Consider the following 17,031-nt stretch of genomic DNA (forward strand, 5'->3'; position numbering starts at 1 on the left):
TATTTGAACAATGAAAACAAAGGACAAGATACTTTCAAAAGCAATGGAGCTGTTTAATGAAAAGGGCTACAACAATATCACTACAAGGCACATTGCGGCAGAACTGAACATTAGTGCCGGAAATCTGCACTATCATTTTAAACACTCGGAAGACATTATCAAGATCCTTTTTTCTGAGCTGGTCCTTAAAATGGATGACCTGCTGAACAATCTGCAGAAAATAGAGAATAAGACCCTGGAAGATCTGTATCACTTTACATTTTCCACTTATGATGTTTTTTATTCCTTCCGCTTTATCTTCATGAATTTCTTTGATATCCTGAAACATATTCCGGCTATAGAATCCCAGTATGAGTCTATTAACATCAGCAGGAAAGATGAGTTTCAGGAAATTTTCAAAGGTTTTCAAAAGAATAACATTTTTAGAGAAGACATCCCGGATTTTATACTCAGAGGCCTTACTACCCAGATTTTCATTATTGCAGACAACTGGATCATCCATAACAACCTTGCTTTTAAACTTGAAAAAGATGAAGCGATAAAGCATTATGCTTTGATACAGATGAACCTGTTTTATCCGTTACTGACTGAGGAACAGCAGAAACTGTATATAGCCAAATATATCTGTGAACCATGATCATCAGGAAAGGAACCAGCACCGACCTTCCGGAAATGAAACAGCTTTTTACAGAAACCATTACGTGTGTCTGCAAAAAAGATTATGATAATGATCAGATCAGTGCCTGGAAATCGGGAGCCGGCAATGAGGAGAGATGGAACAACGTTATAGAAAACCAGTTGGTGTTCATTGCAGAAGTTAATAAACAGATCGCCGGGTTCTGCACCCTGGATGGAAATAATATTGACCTTTTATTCGTTCATAAAAATTTCCAGCGCCAGGGAATCGCAAAAAATTTGTATACCTTTATAGAACAGGAGGCCAGAAATCAGAAGCAAAAATTCCTGACTGCCGATGTAAGCAAAACTGCCAGACCTTTCTTTGAAAATGCAGGTTTTAAGATGATAAAAGAACAAACCGTCAATGTAAAAGGAACTGATCTTATCAACTATAAAATGGAGAAAATATTAAATTAAATCATCCTATGCAGGAACTACATCCGGAATACCGCCAGCTTAAAATCCCGGTTCCCAAAGAGTTTGAGAGCATATTCACGTATTTTTATTACGCAGAAAACAGTTCGCCCGATCCGGTTACAAAAACCCTCCTCCCCTCTTATCAGACTATTATGCTGTTTTGTTTTGGTGAAAATGCCTTTATGACAACTCAGGAAAAGAATACGATTGAGGTCAATCAGTGCATTGTTTTGGGCCCCGTACGTCAGGCTTTTGATTATACTTTGCCGGCAGGAACTTCTATTCTGGTAGCTAATTTTAAAGATGATGCTTTCTACAGGTTCTTTGGCAAAGCCATTGTGACGGCAAATGGAACACACCCCAACGAAATTCTTCATGATAATTGCTTTACAGAGCTCTGGCATCAGATCTCCGTTTTTCCGTCTCCGGAAGAGAAAACCAATCACGTTCTTGAGTTCTGCAGACCCTACCTTCAAAATCAGGATGAGATCATCCGCCTGCTCAATCAATTTGAGGATCCCGGATTGAATCCTATTAAAGCGATTGCCAGCCAAACCAACCAGAGTGAAAGAACCATTCAGCTGAAACATAAAACACAGTTCGGGTATTCATCCAAAGAGCTTATCCGCTATAACCGTTTTCTCAAGGCCATTACCATTATTGAAAAAGAACTGATTCACCAGAAAAAAATTGAGTGGTTCAGTATAATTGATGAATGCGGATATTATGATCAGAGCCAGCTTATCCGCGATTTTAAACACTTTATCAATCTTTCACCGTCCCGGTATCTGAAATTCCAGGATGACATCTGCCGTTCCGGATCAGCATAATACCTTTCGTTTTCTTACAATTTTTGCGGGATGTATTCCCCGACATTTGTCTCATAAAATTTAAAAACAAAAAGCAATGAGACACTTAATCATTTACGCGCATCCTAACGAAAACAGTTTAAACAGCAACCTTCTTCAAACGGTAGTTGAAAGTCTGGAAAAAGGTAATCATGAAATAGAAATCAGGGACCTCAACAAAATCGGGTTTGATCCTGTCCTTTCATTGGCAGATATGCAGGGCCAGCGTGCAGGAAAGGTTTCAGATGATGTAAAAACGGAACAGGATTTCATTTCCAGAGCAGAATTTATCACATTCATTTATCCGATTTGGTGGACCGGAATGCCAGCCATTATGAAAGGCTATATCGACCGGGTTTTCAGCTATAATTTTGCCTACCGGTATGATCAGGGAGTTCAGAAAGGACTTTTAAAAGGTAAACAAGCAGTCATTATAAACACCCACGGAAAGTCCCATGAAGAATATGAGCGTATGGGAATGGATAAAGCACTCACCTTAACCTCGGACAACGGAATTTTCCTGTACAGTGGTTTTGAAATCATACAGCACTTCTTTTTTGACAGGGCAGACAAAGCCTCTCAGGAAGACCTCAACATCTGGAAAGAGCAGATCAGAAATACCTATTCGCAGCGTGTATTCGATCTTGAAACGGATAGACAATACACAAATGAGCATTGATCGTTTAAAGATATGCTGTAAAATAATCTTTAATAAAGCATTCTTATGACAGTTCTCAGTTTTTACCTGTAAAGGATTTATGGCATGAAATTAGCTGCAAAAGCGCTAAGTAAAATTGTTTTGAAAACCTTTATTTTAAACCATTAAGATTAATCAACTGTCGAGAACAGTGAGTTTAAAACTCAGCTGATATGGAACTTTACAGCAGATCTTAGTGGTTTAAATATTGGATTTATCTCAGTTTTTTTCTACATTTACACTATCAATGAAACATTTAAACAGCATATTGCGTCTTCCTTTCTTTAATGAGTATTACTCCCCGGCGAACCGTTCGGGAAGACTTTCTATATCTGTAATCTAAACAAGAATAACATCCAAATAATATAGAGCCCGGACAGTATTGTCCGGGCTTTTTTTAATTTAAAAACCAATAAAAATGATCAGCACACTAAAAGAAAACACAGCCATTATTCTCCCGGAAAACGGTCTGGAAGAAAAACTGAAACAGGCTGAAAAGGAAAACAGGAAATTAATTATTAAGCTGGGATTTGATCCTACGGCTCCGGATCTGCATCTGGGCCATGCCGTGTTGCTCAAAAAACTGAAACAATTTCAGGAGCTTGGGCATCAGGTTGTGATCGTAGTAGGAAGCTTCACAGCAAGAATCGGTGATCCGACAGGGAAAAACAAGGCACGGAAACCTTTAAGTGCCGAAGATGTCAGTCATAATGCACAGACCTACATCAACCAGCTTTCAAAAGTAATTGATGTAGAAAAAACCAAAATTGTTTTTAATTCCGATTGGCTGGATAAACTCAGTTTTCCGGAAGTTATTCAGCTGATGTCGAAAGTTACCGTCGCCCAGCTGATGCACCGGAACGATTTCAATAAAAGATTTACAGAAAATACGCCGATCGCAATGCATGAGCTCGTTTACCCTATCCTCCAGGGTTTTGATTCTGTACAGATTAAATGCGACATTGAAATGGGCGGAACAGACCAGCTTTTCAACTGTACGATGGGAAGACAGCTTCAGGAAGCCCATCTGATGCCGGCACAGATTGTTATGTGTATGCCGCTGCTTAAAGGTCTTGACGGTAAAGAAAAAATGAGCAAATCCCTGAACAATATTATCGGACTTACCGATGAACCCAATGAGATGTTCGGGAAAACCATGTCGATTCCGGACAGCCTTATTGATGAGTTTATCGATCTGGCTTCAGATTTTTCTGATGAAGAAAAAAGAGGTTTACAACTAAAATTACAAAATGGTGAAAACCCTATGAATATTAAAAAGCTGATTGCTAAAAATATTATTTGCCAATACCATGATAAAGCTGCAGCAGAACTTGCAGAAAGTTTTTTCAGCAGTCAGTTTCAAAGCAAAAATCATGAAGAAAAAGTCTATGAACCTGTTTCTTTAAATTCTTTGTCTCATACAGGCAACCTGATAACATTAGTGGAACTCTGCAGTAAGCTTAAAAATGATCTCAGTAAATCGTCAGTCCGAAGAATGATTCATAGCGGAGGCATCAGGATTAACCATATCAAAATAACAGATCCTGATAAAGAGATTGAATTATTCCCGCAAACAAAGATAAAAATCGGGAAAAGAGATTTTTTTGAACTGATATAAGTAGAGGTGTTTTTAATATATTTGTTTTGGTGAATAAAACTGCATGACCACAAAAGAAATTTTCGATATAATAGAAGACGAACTCTATCTCACGGTGCCTGATTTTGAGATTGAGGAAGACCGGATTTTCTGGAAAGATGCCTTCGGGGCAGAAATTGAAATAAGCAGACACAGCACAGCAATCAATGATCAGGGGATTTTTGCATGGTGGCAAAGCAATGAAGTGGGACATGAACTGGTAAGAATAAAAATAAACAAAGATATCATCATCAATTGGCGGCCTCCTATTAATACGATGGGACAGCCTTCATCAGGGGGACATTTACAGTTTTTTGAAAATTTTCTTATTGCCCTATATCAGGATAAACACAGACAGCGGCTTTTTGTTTTCAATATTGATACCCTAAAAGCAGAAGAAGTTGTTACGAAAGGCTTCAGCAAGAAAGTAAAATTAAATGGTAATGAACTGTTCATCGCAGACAGCTTCGAAAATGAATTTATAAAAATTACCCTATATCCTGACCGCATGGAAAGAGAAGAAATTGACGAAGAATATATGAACAGCAGAAATATAAAATTTGATTAGGCAATGAGCTATTTTATGGTTGATATTGAATCGGATGGCCCGATTCCGGGAGATTTTTCAATGATCTGCTTCGGAGCAGTTCTGGTCAATGAAGAACTGGAGACTACTTTTTACGGAAAGCTAAAACCTGTTTCTGAAAAATTCAATTCTGATGCTTTGGCGGTTTCAGGATTCAGCAGGGAAGAAACAATGGGTTTCGATGATCCTGAAGAAGTGATGCTCGGTTTTGAGGAATGGATTAAAGAAAATTCCAAAGGAAGACCTATATTCATCAGTGATAACAACGGTTTCGACTGGATGTTCATCTGCTGGTATTTTCATCATTTTATCAAAAGAAACCCTTTCGGATATTCTTCAAGAAGGTTGTCTGACCTGTATTGCGGACTGGAAAAAGATACTTTCGCCCAATGGAAGCATCTGCGCAAAACAAAGCATACACACCATCCCGTAGATGATGCAAGAGGAAACGCAGAAGTTCTGCTGCATATGAAAAAGGAAATGGGACTGGAAATAGATTTGAAATAATTCAGATCAAACAGATGGGAAGAAATACGGAAATCTATATGTTCGATAAGGAGAAGGCATCTGCTCATCTTTATGAGGATCTGAAGCATACTACATTCCACAAGAGAACCTTTAAAACCTATCTTGAAGACCGGAAAAAAGAATTGAGCGGTACTGATTTCGAAGTCGGGTTTGAAGAAATTTTAAATACAATCAAAAATGACATTAATGCCATAACTCCTGATGAGCTGTTTGAAATCAATCTATTCCTTAGTGAAGAAATACATTCAAAATTTTCAGCTGAGGGTTATCCGGTAATAGAAAAACATCTTCAGAACTTAAATGACCGGTTTGGGATCATCCTGCTTTATGAACTTCCTACTTCAACCGTCTGTACAAGTTATATGTTTCAGTATGGAAATTATACTCATTATTTCCCTATTTATGACATGCCCTCTAAAGATGGAGGGACCAATCTGGATTCGAAAGACTTTCTCCACTTTAATGATTATATGATCCTGCTGACAAAAATGATCCTTGACAACAAGCTGGATGGTTATGAGTATACATTTACAAAAGATGAGGAAGAAATCATTCATCATATAACGGAAGAAAATCAGAACCATCTGATCCTGTTTAAAGAAGTCGAAAATGAGTATGAATTTCTTAAAAATGCAATATCCACTGATACCAATGGCCCCAACGCGCAAACCATCTACTATGCCTATACTTTCTTTAAACAATCTCTGGAAATGAAATCAAGGATTCAGACAGAAAAGAATCCAAGAATTGTTATCTTAGATTCCTATTAGTAGAAAAGGCAAAATAAAGCTTAAACCAGGATCTCACAATAAGTTATGAATACTACAGTTACCTATAGAAAAGCCTCTGACCAAGATATTAATTACCTGCTCGACCTGAGAACAAAAACCATGAATCCGCATTATGTGGACTCAGGACTTCCGACGGACAGGGAATCTACACTCCAGAGAATTCTGTATCAGTTCGACAAGGCCCATATCATCCTCTTCAACAATGAGCCCGCAGGACTGCTGAAGATCAGTAAAAATGATGATAAAACAGAAGTACTACAGCTCCAGATTGATCCGGATCTGCAGGGAAAGGGACTTGGGAGAAGTATTTTAACTGATATTCTGAAGGAAGCTTCTACGGAAAGAAAAACAGTAGCTTTAAGCGTATTAAAAACAAATAAAGCCCAGCATTTATACACAAGTTTAGGTTTTAAAACTGTAGGTGAAGATGATCATTCCTATTTTATGGAATTTCTTGAAAGATAAGTATTTACTTAGGTTCTAAAAAAACTAAATTTCCTTATTGGTTTATCATTTGTTGAGGAATTCCCCTCATCCGGAGGGGTGGCGAAAATTCAAAGAATTTTTGACGGGGTGGTCCAATCCCGCATCCTACTGATTGGCCATCGTCACCAATATCAGCCTTCCACCTTCTTCCGCAGACAAAAGTATTTTTTTCCCATCCGTCAGCTCAACCATAGATCCCGTCGGAATTTCTTTCTGCTCAGTAACATCTTTCATAGAAGTTAGGCTCTGATTTACGAATACCCATTTCCCTTGATGAAAAGTAAAATAACCTACCGGCATTTTATCCTGCATGGTAAGGTTTTCATTTCTGATCACTTTTCTGGATACATGCCATTTGAATAAATATTGATTGTTATAGACCATCAACCTGTGGTTTTCCGGTTTCCATACATCGCCATCGAATTTAAAATACAGATCCAGTACCGGAAGTGTTCCCCGGTGGGGTGTTCCGCAGAAAGGACATTTCGGGTTGCTGCTGTTATCAAATACATACCATTTTTCCGTACATTCCTGGTTGTGGCAAGGCTGTATCAGATCTGCGGTCTTCAGCAGCGCAGTTTCCCATTCATTGGCGGTAGGACGGCGGATAGGATCGTGAAGGCCATCTACGAACGCTTTTTTAAATAGCTCGGAAAGATAAGGGCCCGCTGCCGTGAACGGAATTTTTTGCGGATCGCCCCAGAAAGCATCCCATTTTCTCAGATGATCCGCTTTTACCTGATTGGACGGGTCTGTAGGATGTTCCACGAACAGGGCTTTTTCGCCCATAGAAATAATCTCATCTTTTTCGGAATCCAGATCCCAGATTTTTCCTCCCCTCAAAGGGTGTCTCCTGAACAAATACATATAAATGAGTACAGCCAGTGCATGAAGGTCCGTTTTCTGGTCAGGAAGGTGTCTTCCGGGGTCCTGCATATTCAGATGTTTGGTCTTCAAGACTTCGGGAGCAATAAAATCCGCCGTCCCGATTACTTCCGGGGGGAATAATTTTGGAACCACCAGGCCGTCTATGTCGATAATGCAAGCCGATTTTGTAACCGGATCGATCAAAATATTGTTATACGAAAGATCCGAATGAGCCAGCCCCATCTGGTGAAGCTTTTTTACTCCCCTGCTGATATTAATCGTGATCTGGAAATAGCTGAGCCAATCCCCGAGTTCAGAATCATCCAGCCTTAAAGGATACTGCCGGTTCCTGAACATGGGAGCCGTAAACCATTTCCCTACTTTATCCTGTCCCTGAATATTATCCGAACCTACATATCCTTTTGCAAAAAAGAACTTTTGGTGGTAAATGGGAACCACAATTCCTGTCAATTTGCCTTTTTCCACAATATCATATGGCCATCTGAATATTTCGTTCAGAAAATAATCTGCCGAATTTCCGTTTTTAATATTCCCGAGATAGGTGGAAACAATTCTCATAATACGCTCCTTCTGCCCGGTATCCAGAGGATTCCGGTAAAAAGCAACTACATATTCCCTGTCCGGCGAAAAGTAAACATCTTTCACCCCGCCCCGAATAGGGCTTTCGTCCACATATTCGTAGAATATGTCTGGGTCAAGAACTGAGGTAACTTTAACGGTTTTTTTCATGTTTAATAAATTATGGCCAGTGTTCTGTCATCATGATTTCCCCGGCTCCAGAAATCGGTCCAGAGAAGAAGCTGCTCATCAATATCGGTATCATTAATGAAATCTACCTTAGCCCGGTCGTCATTATTCCCGCCAAGGTCATTAAAAAAAGTTTTCCAGCTTTCTATGTCTTCAAGCCGGCTTTCCGTCATGAATTTCGGATCATAGATGCCATCTGTCATCAATACCAAATAAGAAAAATCGTTAACGCAGGTGATCGTAAACCTTGAGGCTACATTATCATCATTAAAGATCTCTTTCATGGTCACAAAACGGGTTCCGCCTCCAAATTCTCCTACATCCATATGATTCAGAAGCTTTACTTCAGAAAAATCAGGATTAATCAGGCTTACCGGGCAATCTCCCACTCCAAAACTAAGGATTACATACCCAAAATCGAATTTTTTAGTTAATGTAAATACCAGGGTGGTATGGAAATCTTTGATAGAAAAAGAATTTTCTGCTGCGGTTTTATCTAGCACATGGTAAACATGATAAACACCTTCATACAAAAGCCGGATAACCTTTTCTCCGGCTTCGGACTTCATTTCTTTTGAGGACTGAAAGGAATAAATATTTTTAATATTTCTTTCGATATTATTTAAAATATCTTCAGAGTCGAAAAAGCGGTTAACTGAACTAACAGCCAGTCTGGAGCCTTCTCTTGCCAGAACCGCGGAACCTGCCCCATCTGCAACAGAGACAATAAACCAACCCCCGGGAAGAGCTTTCACAGCAAAATCATCATCCCTGAATTTTCCTTCATGAGCATGAGAACGTCCCCTTTTGGATACGACCGTGATTTTTTTATCTAAAAAATTTCCTTTGTAGGAATTTTCGTCGGGTTTATGATAGATATCGTCTGTATCACTTGGAATATTTTTCCAGAGGTCTTTGGGATCAGCATTAATGAACAGATGTATTTTCTTAATCTCCGTACTGCTTTCGTCATGGATATGATAGAATTCAATATCCAGGTCATGAACATTATTAACATACGGCGTTCCTGATATTTTATTATTTTCGAAGGTAAGTCCTGTATCGTGAAGATTAGCAATATTTCTGATCCTTATGTTTGGAAAATCATCAAGCTCAAAACTGAACTCGTAAAACTGATTGGAGCTGGCATTTTTAAGCACCAGATGAAAGTCTTTAAACTCTTCTTTTTCTCTGTAAATTACAGCTTTTTCCATGGTTTATTTCCTTCGGGATAAACTTCCTTACCCTAATGTTCTGTTAATATCAAACCCTTCGCTGGAAAACCCATAATAATCTGAAGTTCCGCACCACGGGCACTTATTGTAGCCTTCTCCCCGCAGGCAATGGATCCCGCCACATGAACAGGTTGCCAATGCAATGGGATTGGCACAGTGAGGGCATGACGTGCCTCCCTGAAGTTCTTCAATAGAAATTTTAAGATTATTTTTCTGGGAAGAGGAAAGTCTCATATATGCTTTTTCATCAATTTTATAGGCTCCGTCCAGTCTGTAATACCTTGTAGACATCCCCGGTATGCTTGATTCCGCGAATGTTTTTTTGAACTTCATTAAATACAGCTTTTCTGTTTCTGAACATTTACCGTTCAGAACCACAAAATTATTATCCGGAAATTTCTGCTCCAGTTCCGGGTTTACTTTTTCCAGAATAATGGAATCTATCTTGGAGAGGTTAATTCCTTCTTTATTGGCTTCGGTAACACTCTGGCTGGTTGTTTTAATGGAATCCGTCACCCATTTGAAAAATTCCCTGTAAGAATTCTCATCCGAATTGTTGAACAATAGAACATTGTCAGATAAAGTTCCCAGGAGTTTATAGTTCGTGTTCTCCCCGATAGAAACAGCTATGGTATTGGACTTCCCATGATATTTATTATTCCATCTTTCAATCGCTTTGGTAGCATCATCGGTAGGAACTCCATCTGTAAAGAGAAAAACGATAGGCTTCCAGTCGCCTTTCCTTTCATAGGTTGTTTTCACAATATCCCTGTCTATGCAGTCCATCACTTTGATCAGCCCCTGAGACAAAGATGTTCCACTTCCGATAGGGATTTTCGGAGGATAAAAGCTGATAATATCCTGAAGCGGCGTTATTACCTCAGCTTCTCCTGCAAAACCGATAATGGAGATATAAACCGTTTCCAGCGAATATGGGTCTTTTTTAAGCTCTTTAATGATATTGGCGATACCTTCCTGTACCTGCTCAATAGGGTCTCCCACCATAGATTCGGAGACATCAACTAAAAAATAAATGGGCAGTCTTCTCATGATTTATAAAGACAAAGTGATTTAGATAATAATATTAAGCTCGGAAGGAGGAGGAGGCAGCGGAATATTTTCTTCGGTCCCCTGTGATTTTCCGCCCATGGTGATGGATGAACTTACCCACTTGAAAAACGAAGAAAGGGTGATCGCATCGGTAGTATCCAGTTTTACCACGTGGTCGGTAAGCTCTTTTAAGAACTGTTCGTCTGCTTTAGGACCTGCCGCACAGCCTACAATAGCCCCGAATTCCATCTCTCTGATCACCGGGATCATCTGACGGTATTTCTGGATATCGGATGGCTTCCCGTCTGTAAATATAAACAGCAGCGGCCTCCAGTCATTTTTTCCATCTGAAGAACCTCTGATCAGTTCTTTCTTCACCAGTTCCGAAACCATTTCCAATGCCGCCCCGGTATGGGTAGGGCCACTGTCCGGGCAAGTGATCTCCATAGGATAAAAACTTGTCAGATCAGTTAAAGGAATAATGTTTTTCACCTCACGGTCAAAGGTGATCACACTCAGATGAAGGCTGTCCATGGCCTGGGGATCTGCACGAAGCATGCTTATCAGCCCGTTAAATCCGTTATTGAGTGCCTGGATAGGCTCACCGTTCATGGAACCTGAAGTATCCAGTAAAAAGTATGCTAATAATCTCCTGCTCATTGGTAAGATAATAGTATTTCTGAAGCCGGCAGCGGAAGTTGAAAACTTCCCTGCCGGCTGTTAGGTTTGGTAAAATTTGCTTAATTGCTGTATGCGTACTGCTTCAGGATCTCAATAAAATTATCGGTCTGGTGAGGTTCTCCTAAGGCACGGAACTTCCAGTCACCGTTGTGACGGTAGGCTTCGGCAAAAACCATCGCACATTTTCCGTTCATACTGGCATCACCTGAAAGGCTGTATTTTGTAATTTCTTTTCCTTTGGCATCTACTGCACGGATAAAGGCATTCTCTATCATCCCGAAATGCTGGTTATTTTGTTTTCCCTGGTAAATTGTCACCAGGAATAATATTTTCTGATAACTTTGATCAAGCTGGTCAAGCTTCACAATGATCTGTTCATCATCACCATCTCCGGCTCCGGTTCTGTTATCTCCGGTCAGCCAGATATTTCCGCTCGGATGCTGCATAGAATTGAAGAAAACCACATCACCCTGATAGAGCGCGATCTGTCTTCCGTCGTTGGTCTGTACTGTTCTTCCCAGGTTGGCTACTTTTCCGTTTCCATCCAAGAGAAATGCTACCGCATCAAGATCGTATTCCGCTTCTTTATTGAACAGTTTTCCAAAAAAACCACCCTGTTTTCTTACGTCCCATCCTAAACCGATCGTTACTTTTGAAAGGTCATAAACACTTTCTCCGCGGTCGTTTTTTCTTAAATCAATGGTTTGACCTTTCTGTAAATTAATTGCCATAGTTATAGTTTTGTGTATTTGAAATATAATTATTTAATGATCTGTCCTTTGTAATATTTCTCAAGGAAGAAAGCAAGGTCTGCCCTGTATCCTATTCCTGAAGCTTCAAACTTCCAGCTTCCGTTTCTTTTGTATAGCCTTCCGAATTCCACTCCGGTTTCAATAGAGAAATCTTCATCCAGCTCATATTTTGCGATCTCCTGACCGGTATTATTATCTACAATTCTGATGTATGAATTTCTTACCTGTCCGAAATTCTGCTTTCTTCTTTCAAAGTCTTCTATAGTTACTACGAAAAGAATTTCTTCTGCTCTGGGGTCCACTTTTTCAAGATCTACAATAATCGCTTCATCATCGTCGCCATCACTGTTTTTACCGCTAGGATCATCTCCTGTATGGATAAGGGCTCCATCGGGAGACTGCAGGTTATTATAGAAAACAAAACATTCTTCAGTTATTAATTTTCTGTCGGAATCAATCATGATGGCAGAAGCATCCAGATCAAAATCAAAACCGGTACCTTCATTCGGGTCCCAGCCCAGCCCTATCGTCATTTTTGTAAGTCCGATCTCTATTTTTTGTCCTTTCTGTAAATTAATTGCCATAGTGTATTAGTTTAAAATTATTTTTGTTTAATATAAATTTGATTTGTGAGCTGACCAAATTTATCGATAAAAAAATAAATGGCATATCAGGAATGAGATAAATATTACATTTTATGAAGGTTTTAACATACTCATGAACAGCAGAAATTAATGTTTTCTTTGTGATTGGATTAAAGTATCAGCTTTAGGTTTTCTATATAAAAAAGGCCCAATTAAAAAATCGGACCTGTATATTTAAAAGCTATATTTATTTTTACTCATGAAATTCTTTGCCGGAAACTGCCTTTTCTCTTGCTTTTGCCAGCATTGGAATGGAAATCAGTCCCATGACCAGCATAATGGTGATCTGCAATGGAAGTGAAATAAAGGAATAGGTCAGCCCCATTTCGCCACCCAGATCTGCACTTTTCCCCATTGAGATAAACAAAGCCATGAATCCGTACTTCATTGCCAGATTAAATGCGCCGATGCCGCCACTTGCAGGAATAATCATTCCCAGGGTACCGACTACAATGATAAAAAAGCCGTCGGCTATAGTAAAATTCGAGGTTTCGGGAAGTGCAAAGCAAACAAGATAAGCTGCAAAATAATAGCATATCCAGATTCCTAATGTATAAAGGATGAATTTCCCTTTCTCTTTTAATTTGAATATAGTGGTTAAGCCCTGGAAAATACCGTCAATAAAATTCACGATCTTCCCTAGAAACGGAATATTTGCCAGCTTCTTTTTGAAAACAAAAAACAAGACGGTTCCTACTGCCAGAATCAGAATAATTAAAAGGATCTTATTCGGATTAAAGTTAACACCTGAATTTTTATAAAAAGACAGGATCGCGTCGTATTTGAATAAAAGGGTCAGTCCCAAAAACCCAAGCATACAGATAAGATCCACTACTCTTTCCAGAATGATTGTCCCGAAAGATTGATCCACCGGAACTTTTTCCACACCATATAAAGCGGTGGCTCTTGCCACTTCTCCACTTCTGGGAATGGTAAGGTTCATCAGATAGCCAAAAGATATGGACCAGAGCGAATTCGAATTGGAAATGCTGTGTCCCATCGGCTCCAGCATTAAATTCCAGCGCACAGCCCTGAACCAGTAAGCCAGAAGCCCAAAAACAGCTGCAAATAGTACCCAAAGATAATTCGCTTTAGCCAGGGATGCCTTTATAACTTTAAAATCAAGTCCTTTTAATGCAAGCCATAAAAAAAAGCCTGCAAAAGCAAGCGAGATTACTATTGTTAGTATTGATTTTATGGGACTCTTCGATTCCTTCTCCATAGATTAAGTTAGAAGATTTGTTTTTTCGTCCGGGAAAACGATTTTCGGCTGGAAGACTTTTGCTTCTTCTGGCGTCATCTGTGCATAGGCAATGATAATTATGATATCATCTTTCTGAACTTTTCTTGCAGCAGGCCCGTTCAAACATACTTCCCCGGATTTTCTTTTCCCCTTGATAACATAGGTATCAAAACGTTCTCCGTTATTCACATTGACGATATAGACTCTTTCGCCCACTACCAGACCGGCAGCTTCTATAAGATCTTCGTCGATCGTTATACTCCCAATATAATTAAGGTCTGAGGCCGTAACCCTTACCCTGTGGATCTTAGACTTGAAAACTTCTATTAACATTCTGCAAATTTATTAATAAAAATTAATAAATCGAGTGTTTGAAATCATTTTAAAACTCCCACAGACCCAGCCATTTAATTTTACTTTAAACAAGTTTTCAAGACTTTGTTTATAAAATCAGCAAACATATCCATAAAAATATTAATACTTTATACGTAATTCAGGATTTAATAAATACAGTAAATAATATTAATTTTTTGCTAAAGTCAATACTCATAAGCATTTGGCATGATTTTAGTGAGCCGTAACGTAGATTTTACGTGAAAAGTGAAATTATCATATTTTAACTGTTTTCAGCAAAAACCAAAAAAGTTTTATAACTTTTAATAAAATAATTGCACAATTAGAAAATAGTATTATATTTGCTATAATTACGAACTAACTTAATATTAAAAATTATGAACAAGTCTGAATTAATCGACGCAATCGCAAAAGATGCAGGAATCACTAAAGTTGCAGCTAAAGCTGCTTTAGAATCATTCATTGGTAACGTAACTACTACTTTAAAGAAAAAAGACGGAAAAGTTTCTTTAGTAGGATTCGGTACTTTCTCAGTAGCTGAGAGAGCAGCTAGACAAGGGATCAACCCTGCAACAAAAAAACCAATCAAAATTGCTGCTAAAAAAGTTGCTAAATTCAAGGCAGGAGCTGATTTATCAAATGCAGTTTCTGGTGCTAAGAAAAAATAATCATTCAGATTAGAAAATTCAAGACCGTTTCTCAGGAAACGGTCTTTTTTTTGGGCTATTACGCAAAAGCGGGCCAAAGCCTGCTCTATTGATTTTACATTCAAATAATTTTGTAGAACTTGTTTTAAATTAATCAAATTTTAATTCAAAACATGAACCTTATGGTGCCAGTCGGGAAATTTTCCAGTCCAGATCTTCAAGCTGATAAATAATCCTGTCATGGAGCCGGTTGGGTCTTCCCTGCCAAAATTCTATTTCGTAGGGCTTTGCAATATACCCTCCCCAGTTGGCCGGTCTTGGTACTTCGCTGTTTTCATATTCTTTTTCCAAAGCTTTTAATCTTTCCTCCAGGAACTCTCTATCAGGAATTTCCTGACTCTGCGGTGAAACAACAGCTCCCAGCTGGCTTCCTTTAGGCCTTGAATGGAAATAGCCGTCGCTGAGGTTTTCAGCAATTTTTTCAAGGTTGGCTTTTATGATGATCTGTCTCTCCAGGTTGGGCCAGAAAAAATGAAGACAGGCTTTATGATTGCTTTCTATAGACTTTCCTTTCCGGCTGTTGTAGTTTGTATAGAAAATAAATCCTTCATACGTATATTCTTTCAGCAGTACCATTCTTGTCCTTGGGCATCCATCTTCCTCCAAGGTAGAAACCGCCATGGCATTGGCTTCAGAGACTCCAGGAGTATTACTGGCATCCAGAAACCAGTCCCTGAACTGTTCAATGGGATTTTGTTTTATCTCACTTTCAATAAGTTGGGATTTCTCATACACTTTTCTTTTGTTGTGCAGGTTTTCCATAAATATTTTTTATTAAATTTGAGTATGAATTACTCATACAAAGGTAAAATATTAATTTCCACACCTGACATTTCCGGCGATATTTTTTCGAGATCGGTGGTGTTGATCGTTGAGCATAACGAAAGCGGTGCATTTGGTTTGATATTGAACAAGAAAAACGGCCAGATGAGTAGTAAGTTCAAAAACTTTTTTGATTTCAAAATAGAGGTCTATGACGGCGGTCCCGTCGAAAATGACAAGGTCTTTTTTATTGTTAAGAATAAAAAGGTGACTGAGGTCTATTCTGAGATTAACAAAGACTTTTATATCACAGAAGACATCGAAAGCATCATTAGCGCTGTCCTTAATAAGGAACTGAGCATCCATGATGTGAAAATCTTCTCAGGATACTCAGGATGGTCTGCCGAGCAGCTTGATAACGAGGTACAAAGAAAGATGTGGACTGTGGTGGATATCTACAATCTGGATTATACTCTTCCCAATGACCAGACGCTCTGGAAGTCGATTATGCAGAACCTGGGCGGAGAATACCTGCTGTGGGCCAACTCACCTGAGGACATCTCTCTTAACTAACTGAATTTCTATCTGATACGCTTTAAAAACATTAACAAATTTTAAGATTATGTTAACCAATTTTATAGAAAGAATTTCCGTTATTTGAAAAACCAAAATCACTGAAATGAAAGGAATCAAACTACTTGCTTTAGGAGCCTTTTCCGCCTCATTTTTATCATTTACTCCCATCAACAAAAAATATATCGTTATTGATGCCGGACACGGCGGAAATGACATGGGAACGGTTTTTGAAAAATTCTCTGAAAAAGAGATCACCATTAATATCGCCAAACAGATCCAGAAACTGAATGAGAACCAGGATCAGTATGAAGTGGTATTAACAAGAGATTCGGATACTTATCCAAGCCTTCAGGAGAGAACTGATATGATCAACAAGCTGAATCCTGAAATGGTAATTTCCCTTCATATGAATAACAGCCCGCAAAAGGAAACTCCCAAACAGGGCACTGAAGTATATATTCAGAATACTGAAAATTCAAAAAAACTTGCTGAAAAAATCTCCAAAAAATTTGATGTCCGCAAAATTGAAGAAAAAAATCTTCATATGCTGAGAGAAACAAAATCACCTGCAGTACTGGTAGAGCTTGGCTTCATCAACAATACTAAGGACAGGGAATATGTCACGAGTGAAAACGGACAGAAAGAAATCGCACAAAAATTCACAGAAATTATCCGTGAATATTAGATAAAGAAACAATTTCTGATTTAATCAGAATAAAACCCGG

General features: G+C 38.8%; 21 protein-coding genes. 12 read left to right on the plus strand and 9 right to left on the minus strand.

Annotated elements, in window-relative coordinates; all coding sequences use genetic code 11:
• The first annotated feature begins 10 nt into the window (after positions 1-10).
• The 9 genes from BUB03_RS06120 (at position 11) to BUB03_RS06160 (ending at position 6,646) form a co-directional block, all read left to right on the plus strand.
• Positions 11-637 (plus strand): TetR/AcrR family transcriptional regulator, encoded by a 627-nt coding sequence (locus BUB03_RS06120; protein WP_073061091.1) that lies wholly within the window; start codon positions 11-13, stop codon positions 635-637.
• Positions 634-1,095: a GNAT family N-acetyltransferase gene (locus BUB03_RS06125; RefSeq protein WP_073061094.1), complete on the plus strand. Its 462-nt coding sequence runs from the start codon at positions 634-636 to the stop codon at positions 1,093-1,095. The genes BUB03_RS06120 and BUB03_RS06125 overlap by 4 nt, the downstream gene beginning before the upstream one ends.
• Before the next feature lie 8 nt (positions 1,096-1,103).
• Positions 1,104-1,925, plus strand: a complete 822-nt coding sequence (locus BUB03_RS06130) for a helix-turn-helix domain-containing protein (protein WP_073061097.1) — start codon at positions 1,104-1,106, stop codon at positions 1,923-1,925.
• A 76-nt stretch (positions 1,926-2,001) separates the two neighbouring features.
• Complete coding sequence (locus tag BUB03_RS06135) at positions 2,002-2,622, plus strand: NAD(P)H-dependent oxidoreductase (RefSeq protein ID WP_073061100.1); 621 nt, start codon at positions 2,002-2,004, stop codon at positions 2,620-2,622.
• 436 nt (positions 2,623-3,058) lie between these two features.
• Positions 3,059-4,258, plus strand: a complete 1,200-nt coding sequence (gene tyrS / locus BUB03_RS06140) for a tyrosine--tRNA ligase (protein ID WP_073061103.1) — start codon at positions 3,059-3,061, stop codon at positions 4,256-4,258.
• 43 nt (positions 4,259-4,301) lie between these two features.
• Positions 4,302-4,844 carry a hypothetical protein gene (locus BUB03_RS06145; protein ID WP_073061105.1) on the plus strand — a complete coding sequence of 181 codons (543 nt, stop codon included), beginning with the start codon at positions 4,302-4,304 and terminating at the stop codon, positions 4,842-4,844.
• A 3-nt stretch (positions 4,845-4,847) separates the two neighbouring features.
• The gene (locus BUB03_RS06150) at positions 4,848-5,369 is read left to right on the plus strand and encodes a 3'-5' exoribonuclease domain-containing protein (RefSeq protein WP_073061107.1); all 522 of its coding nucleotides are present in this window, start codon (positions 4,848-4,850) and stop codon (positions 5,367-5,369) included.
• 14 nt (positions 5,370-5,383) lie between these two features.
• A complete protein-coding gene (locus BUB03_RS06155) occupies positions 5,384-6,160 on the plus strand; it encodes a hypothetical protein (RefSeq protein ID WP_073061109.1) in 777 nt (258 codons plus the stop codon).
• Positions 6,161-6,205: 45 nt separating this feature from the next.
• On the plus strand, positions 6,206-6,646 hold the full coding sequence (locus tag BUB03_RS06160; protein ID WP_073061111.1) for a GNAT family N-acetyltransferase: 441 nt from the start codon (positions 6,206-6,208) through the stop codon (positions 6,644-6,646).
• A gap of 126 nt (positions 6,647-6,772) precedes the next feature.
• Here the strand turns inward: BUB03_RS06160 and BUB03_RS06165 are convergent, their stop codons facing one another.
• From BUB03_RS06165 to panD, 8 genes are all read right to left on the minus strand, one after another.
• Positions 6,773-8,284, minus strand: a complete 1,512-nt coding sequence (locus BUB03_RS06165) for a helix-hairpin-helix domain-containing protein (RefSeq protein ID WP_073061113.1) — start codon at positions 8,282-8,284, stop codon at positions 6,773-6,775.
• A 2-nt stretch (positions 8,285-8,286) separates the two neighbouring features.
• Positions 8,287-9,516: a PP2C family serine/threonine-protein phosphatase gene (locus tag BUB03_RS06170; protein WP_073061115.1), complete on the minus strand. Its 1,230-nt coding sequence runs from the start codon at positions 9,514-9,516 to the stop codon at positions 8,287-8,289.
• 27 nt (positions 9,517-9,543) lie between these two features.
• Positions 9,544-10,587 (minus strand): TerY-C metal binding domain-containing protein, encoded by a 1,044-nt coding sequence (locus BUB03_RS06175; protein ID WP_073061116.1) that lies wholly within the window; start codon positions 10,585-10,587, stop codon positions 9,544-9,546.
• Between the two features lie 21 nt (positions 10,588-10,608).
• Complete coding sequence (locus BUB03_RS06180; protein WP_073061118.1) at positions 10,609-11,247, minus strand: vWA domain-containing protein; 639 nt, start codon at positions 11,245-11,247, stop codon at positions 10,609-10,611.
• Positions 11,248-11,327: 80 nt separating this feature from the next.
• Entirely contained in the window at positions 11,328-11,999 is a 672-nt protein-coding gene (locus tag BUB03_RS06185; RefSeq protein WP_073061120.1) for a TerD family protein, read from the minus strand.
• Between the two features lie 29 nt (positions 12,000-12,028).
• Positions 12,029-12,604 (minus strand): TerD family protein, encoded by a 576-nt coding sequence (locus BUB03_RS06190; RefSeq protein ID WP_073061122.1) that lies wholly within the window; start codon positions 12,602-12,604, stop codon positions 12,029-12,031.
• Between the two features lie 253 nt (positions 12,605-12,857).
• The gene (locus BUB03_RS06195; RefSeq protein WP_073061124.1) at positions 12,858-13,886 is read right to left on the minus strand and encodes a lysylphosphatidylglycerol synthase transmembrane domain-containing protein; all 1,029 of its coding nucleotides are present in this window, start codon (positions 13,884-13,886) and stop codon (positions 12,858-12,860) included.
• Positions 13,887-13,889: 3 nt separating this feature from the next.
• Positions 13,890-14,240 (minus strand): aspartate 1-decarboxylase, encoded by a 351-nt coding sequence (gene panD / locus BUB03_RS06200; RefSeq protein ID WP_040998077.1) that lies wholly within the window; start codon positions 14,238-14,240, stop codon positions 13,890-13,892.
• A 398-nt stretch (positions 14,241-14,638) separates the two neighbouring features.
• Here panD and BUB03_RS06205 point away from each other — a divergent pair, with 398 nt between their 5' ends.
• Positions 14,639-14,929 (plus strand): HU family DNA-binding protein, encoded by a 291-nt coding sequence (locus tag BUB03_RS06205; RefSeq protein ID WP_002976900.1) that lies wholly within the window; start codon positions 14,639-14,641, stop codon positions 14,927-14,929.
• Positions 14,930-15,088: 159 nt separating this feature from the next.
• On the opposite strand, the gene pdxH is transcribed toward BUB03_RS06205, so the two are convergent.
• Positions 15,089-15,730: a pyridoxamine 5'-phosphate oxidase gene (gene pdxH, locus BUB03_RS06210; protein ID WP_073061126.1), complete on the minus strand. Its 642-nt coding sequence runs from the start codon at positions 15,728-15,730 to the stop codon at positions 15,089-15,091.
• Positions 15,731-15,754: 24 nt separating this feature from the next.
• Here pdxH and BUB03_RS06215 point away from each other — a divergent pair, with 24 nt between their 5' ends.
• Positions 15,755-16,303 carry a YqgE/AlgH family protein gene (locus BUB03_RS06215; RefSeq protein WP_040998085.1) on the plus strand — a complete coding sequence of 183 codons (549 nt, stop codon included), beginning with the start codon at positions 15,755-15,757 and terminating at the stop codon, positions 16,301-16,303.
• A 106-nt stretch (positions 16,304-16,409) separates the two neighbouring features.
• A complete protein-coding gene (locus BUB03_RS06220) occupies positions 16,410-16,991 on the plus strand; it encodes an N-acetylmuramoyl-L-alanine amidase family protein (RefSeq protein WP_073061128.1) in 582 nt (193 codons plus the stop codon).
• Positions 16,992-17,031 lie beyond the last annotated feature (40 nt).

The sequence above is a fragment of the Chryseobacterium oranimense genome (assembly GCF_900129755.1).
GTDB lineage: Bacteria > Bacteroidota > Bacteroidia > Flavobacteriales > Weeksellaceae > Chryseobacterium > Chryseobacterium oranimense.

Excerpts from the sequence above, each read along its gene's own strand:
- BUB03_RS06120 (WP_073061091.1), top strand. The coding sequence starts at position 11 with ATGAAAACAAAGGACAAGATACTTTCAAAAGCAATGGAGCTGTTTAAT.
- BUB03_RS06125 (WP_073061094.1), top strand. The coding sequence starts at position 634 with ATGATCATCAGGAAAGGAACCAGCACCGACCTTCCGGAAATGAAACAG.
- BUB03_RS06130 (WP_073061097.1), top strand. The coding sequence starts at position 1,104 with ATGCAGGAACTACATCCGGAATACCGCCAGCTTAAAATCCCGGTTCCC.
- BUB03_RS06135 (WP_073061100.1), top strand. The coding sequence starts at position 2,002 with ATGAGACACTTAATCATTTACGCGCATCCTAACGAAAACAGTTTAAAC.
- tyrS (WP_073061103.1), top strand. The coding sequence starts at position 3,059 with ATGATCAGCACACTAAAAGAAAACACAGCCATTATTCTCCCGGAAAAC.
- BUB03_RS06145 (WP_073061105.1), top strand. The coding sequence starts at position 4,302 with ATGACCACAAAAGAAATTTTCGATATAATAGAAGACGAACTCTATCTC.
- BUB03_RS06150 (WP_073061107.1), top strand. The coding sequence starts at position 4,848 with ATGAGCTATTTTATGGTTGATATTGAATCGGATGGCCCGATTCCGGGA.
- BUB03_RS06155 (WP_073061109.1), top strand. The coding sequence starts at position 5,384 with ATGGGAAGAAATACGGAAATCTATATGTTCGATAAGGAGAAGGCATCT.
- BUB03_RS06160 (WP_073061111.1), top strand. The coding sequence starts at position 6,206 with ATGAATACTACAGTTACCTATAGAAAAGCCTCTGACCAAGATATTAAT.
- BUB03_RS06165 (WP_073061113.1), bottom strand. The coding sequence starts at position 8,284 with ATGAAAAAAACCGTTAAAGTTACCTCAGTTCTTGACCCAGACATATTC.
- BUB03_RS06170 (WP_073061115.1), bottom strand. The coding sequence starts at position 9,516 with ATGGAAAAAGCTGTAATTTACAGAGAAAAAGAAGAGTTTAAAGACTTT.
- BUB03_RS06175 (WP_073061116.1), bottom strand. The coding sequence starts at position 10,587 with ATGAGAAGACTGCCCATTTATTTTTTAGTTGATGTCTCCGAATCTATG.
- BUB03_RS06180 (WP_073061118.1), bottom strand. The coding sequence starts at position 11,247 with ATGAGCAGGAGATTATTAGCATACTTTTTACTGGATACTTCAGGTTCC.
- BUB03_RS06185 (WP_073061120.1), bottom strand. The coding sequence starts at position 11,999 with ATGGCAATTAATTTACAGAAAGGTCAAACCATTGATTTAAGAAAAAAC.
- BUB03_RS06190 (WP_073061122.1), bottom strand. The coding sequence starts at position 12,604 with ATGGCAATTAATTTACAGAAAGGACAAAAAATAGAGATCGGACTTACA.
- BUB03_RS06195 (WP_073061124.1), bottom strand. The coding sequence starts at position 13,886 with ATGGAGAAGGAATCGAAGAGTCCCATAAAATCAATACTAACAATAGTA.
- panD (WP_040998077.1), bottom strand. The coding sequence starts at position 14,240 with ATGTTAATAGAAGTTTTCAAGTCTAAGATCCACAGGGTAAGGGTTACG.
- BUB03_RS06205 (WP_002976900.1), top strand. The coding sequence starts at position 14,639 with ATGAACAAGTCTGAATTAATCGACGCAATCGCAAAAGATGCAGGAATC.
- pdxH (WP_073061126.1), bottom strand. The coding sequence starts at position 15,730 with ATGGAAAACCTGCACAACAAAAGAAAAGTGTATGAGAAATCCCAACTT.
- BUB03_RS06215 (WP_040998085.1), top strand. The coding sequence starts at position 15,755 with ATGAATTACTCATACAAAGGTAAAATATTAATTTCCACACCTGACATT.
- BUB03_RS06220 (WP_073061128.1), top strand. The coding sequence starts at position 16,410 with ATGAAAGGAATCAAACTACTTGCTTTAGGAGCCTTTTCCGCCTCATTT.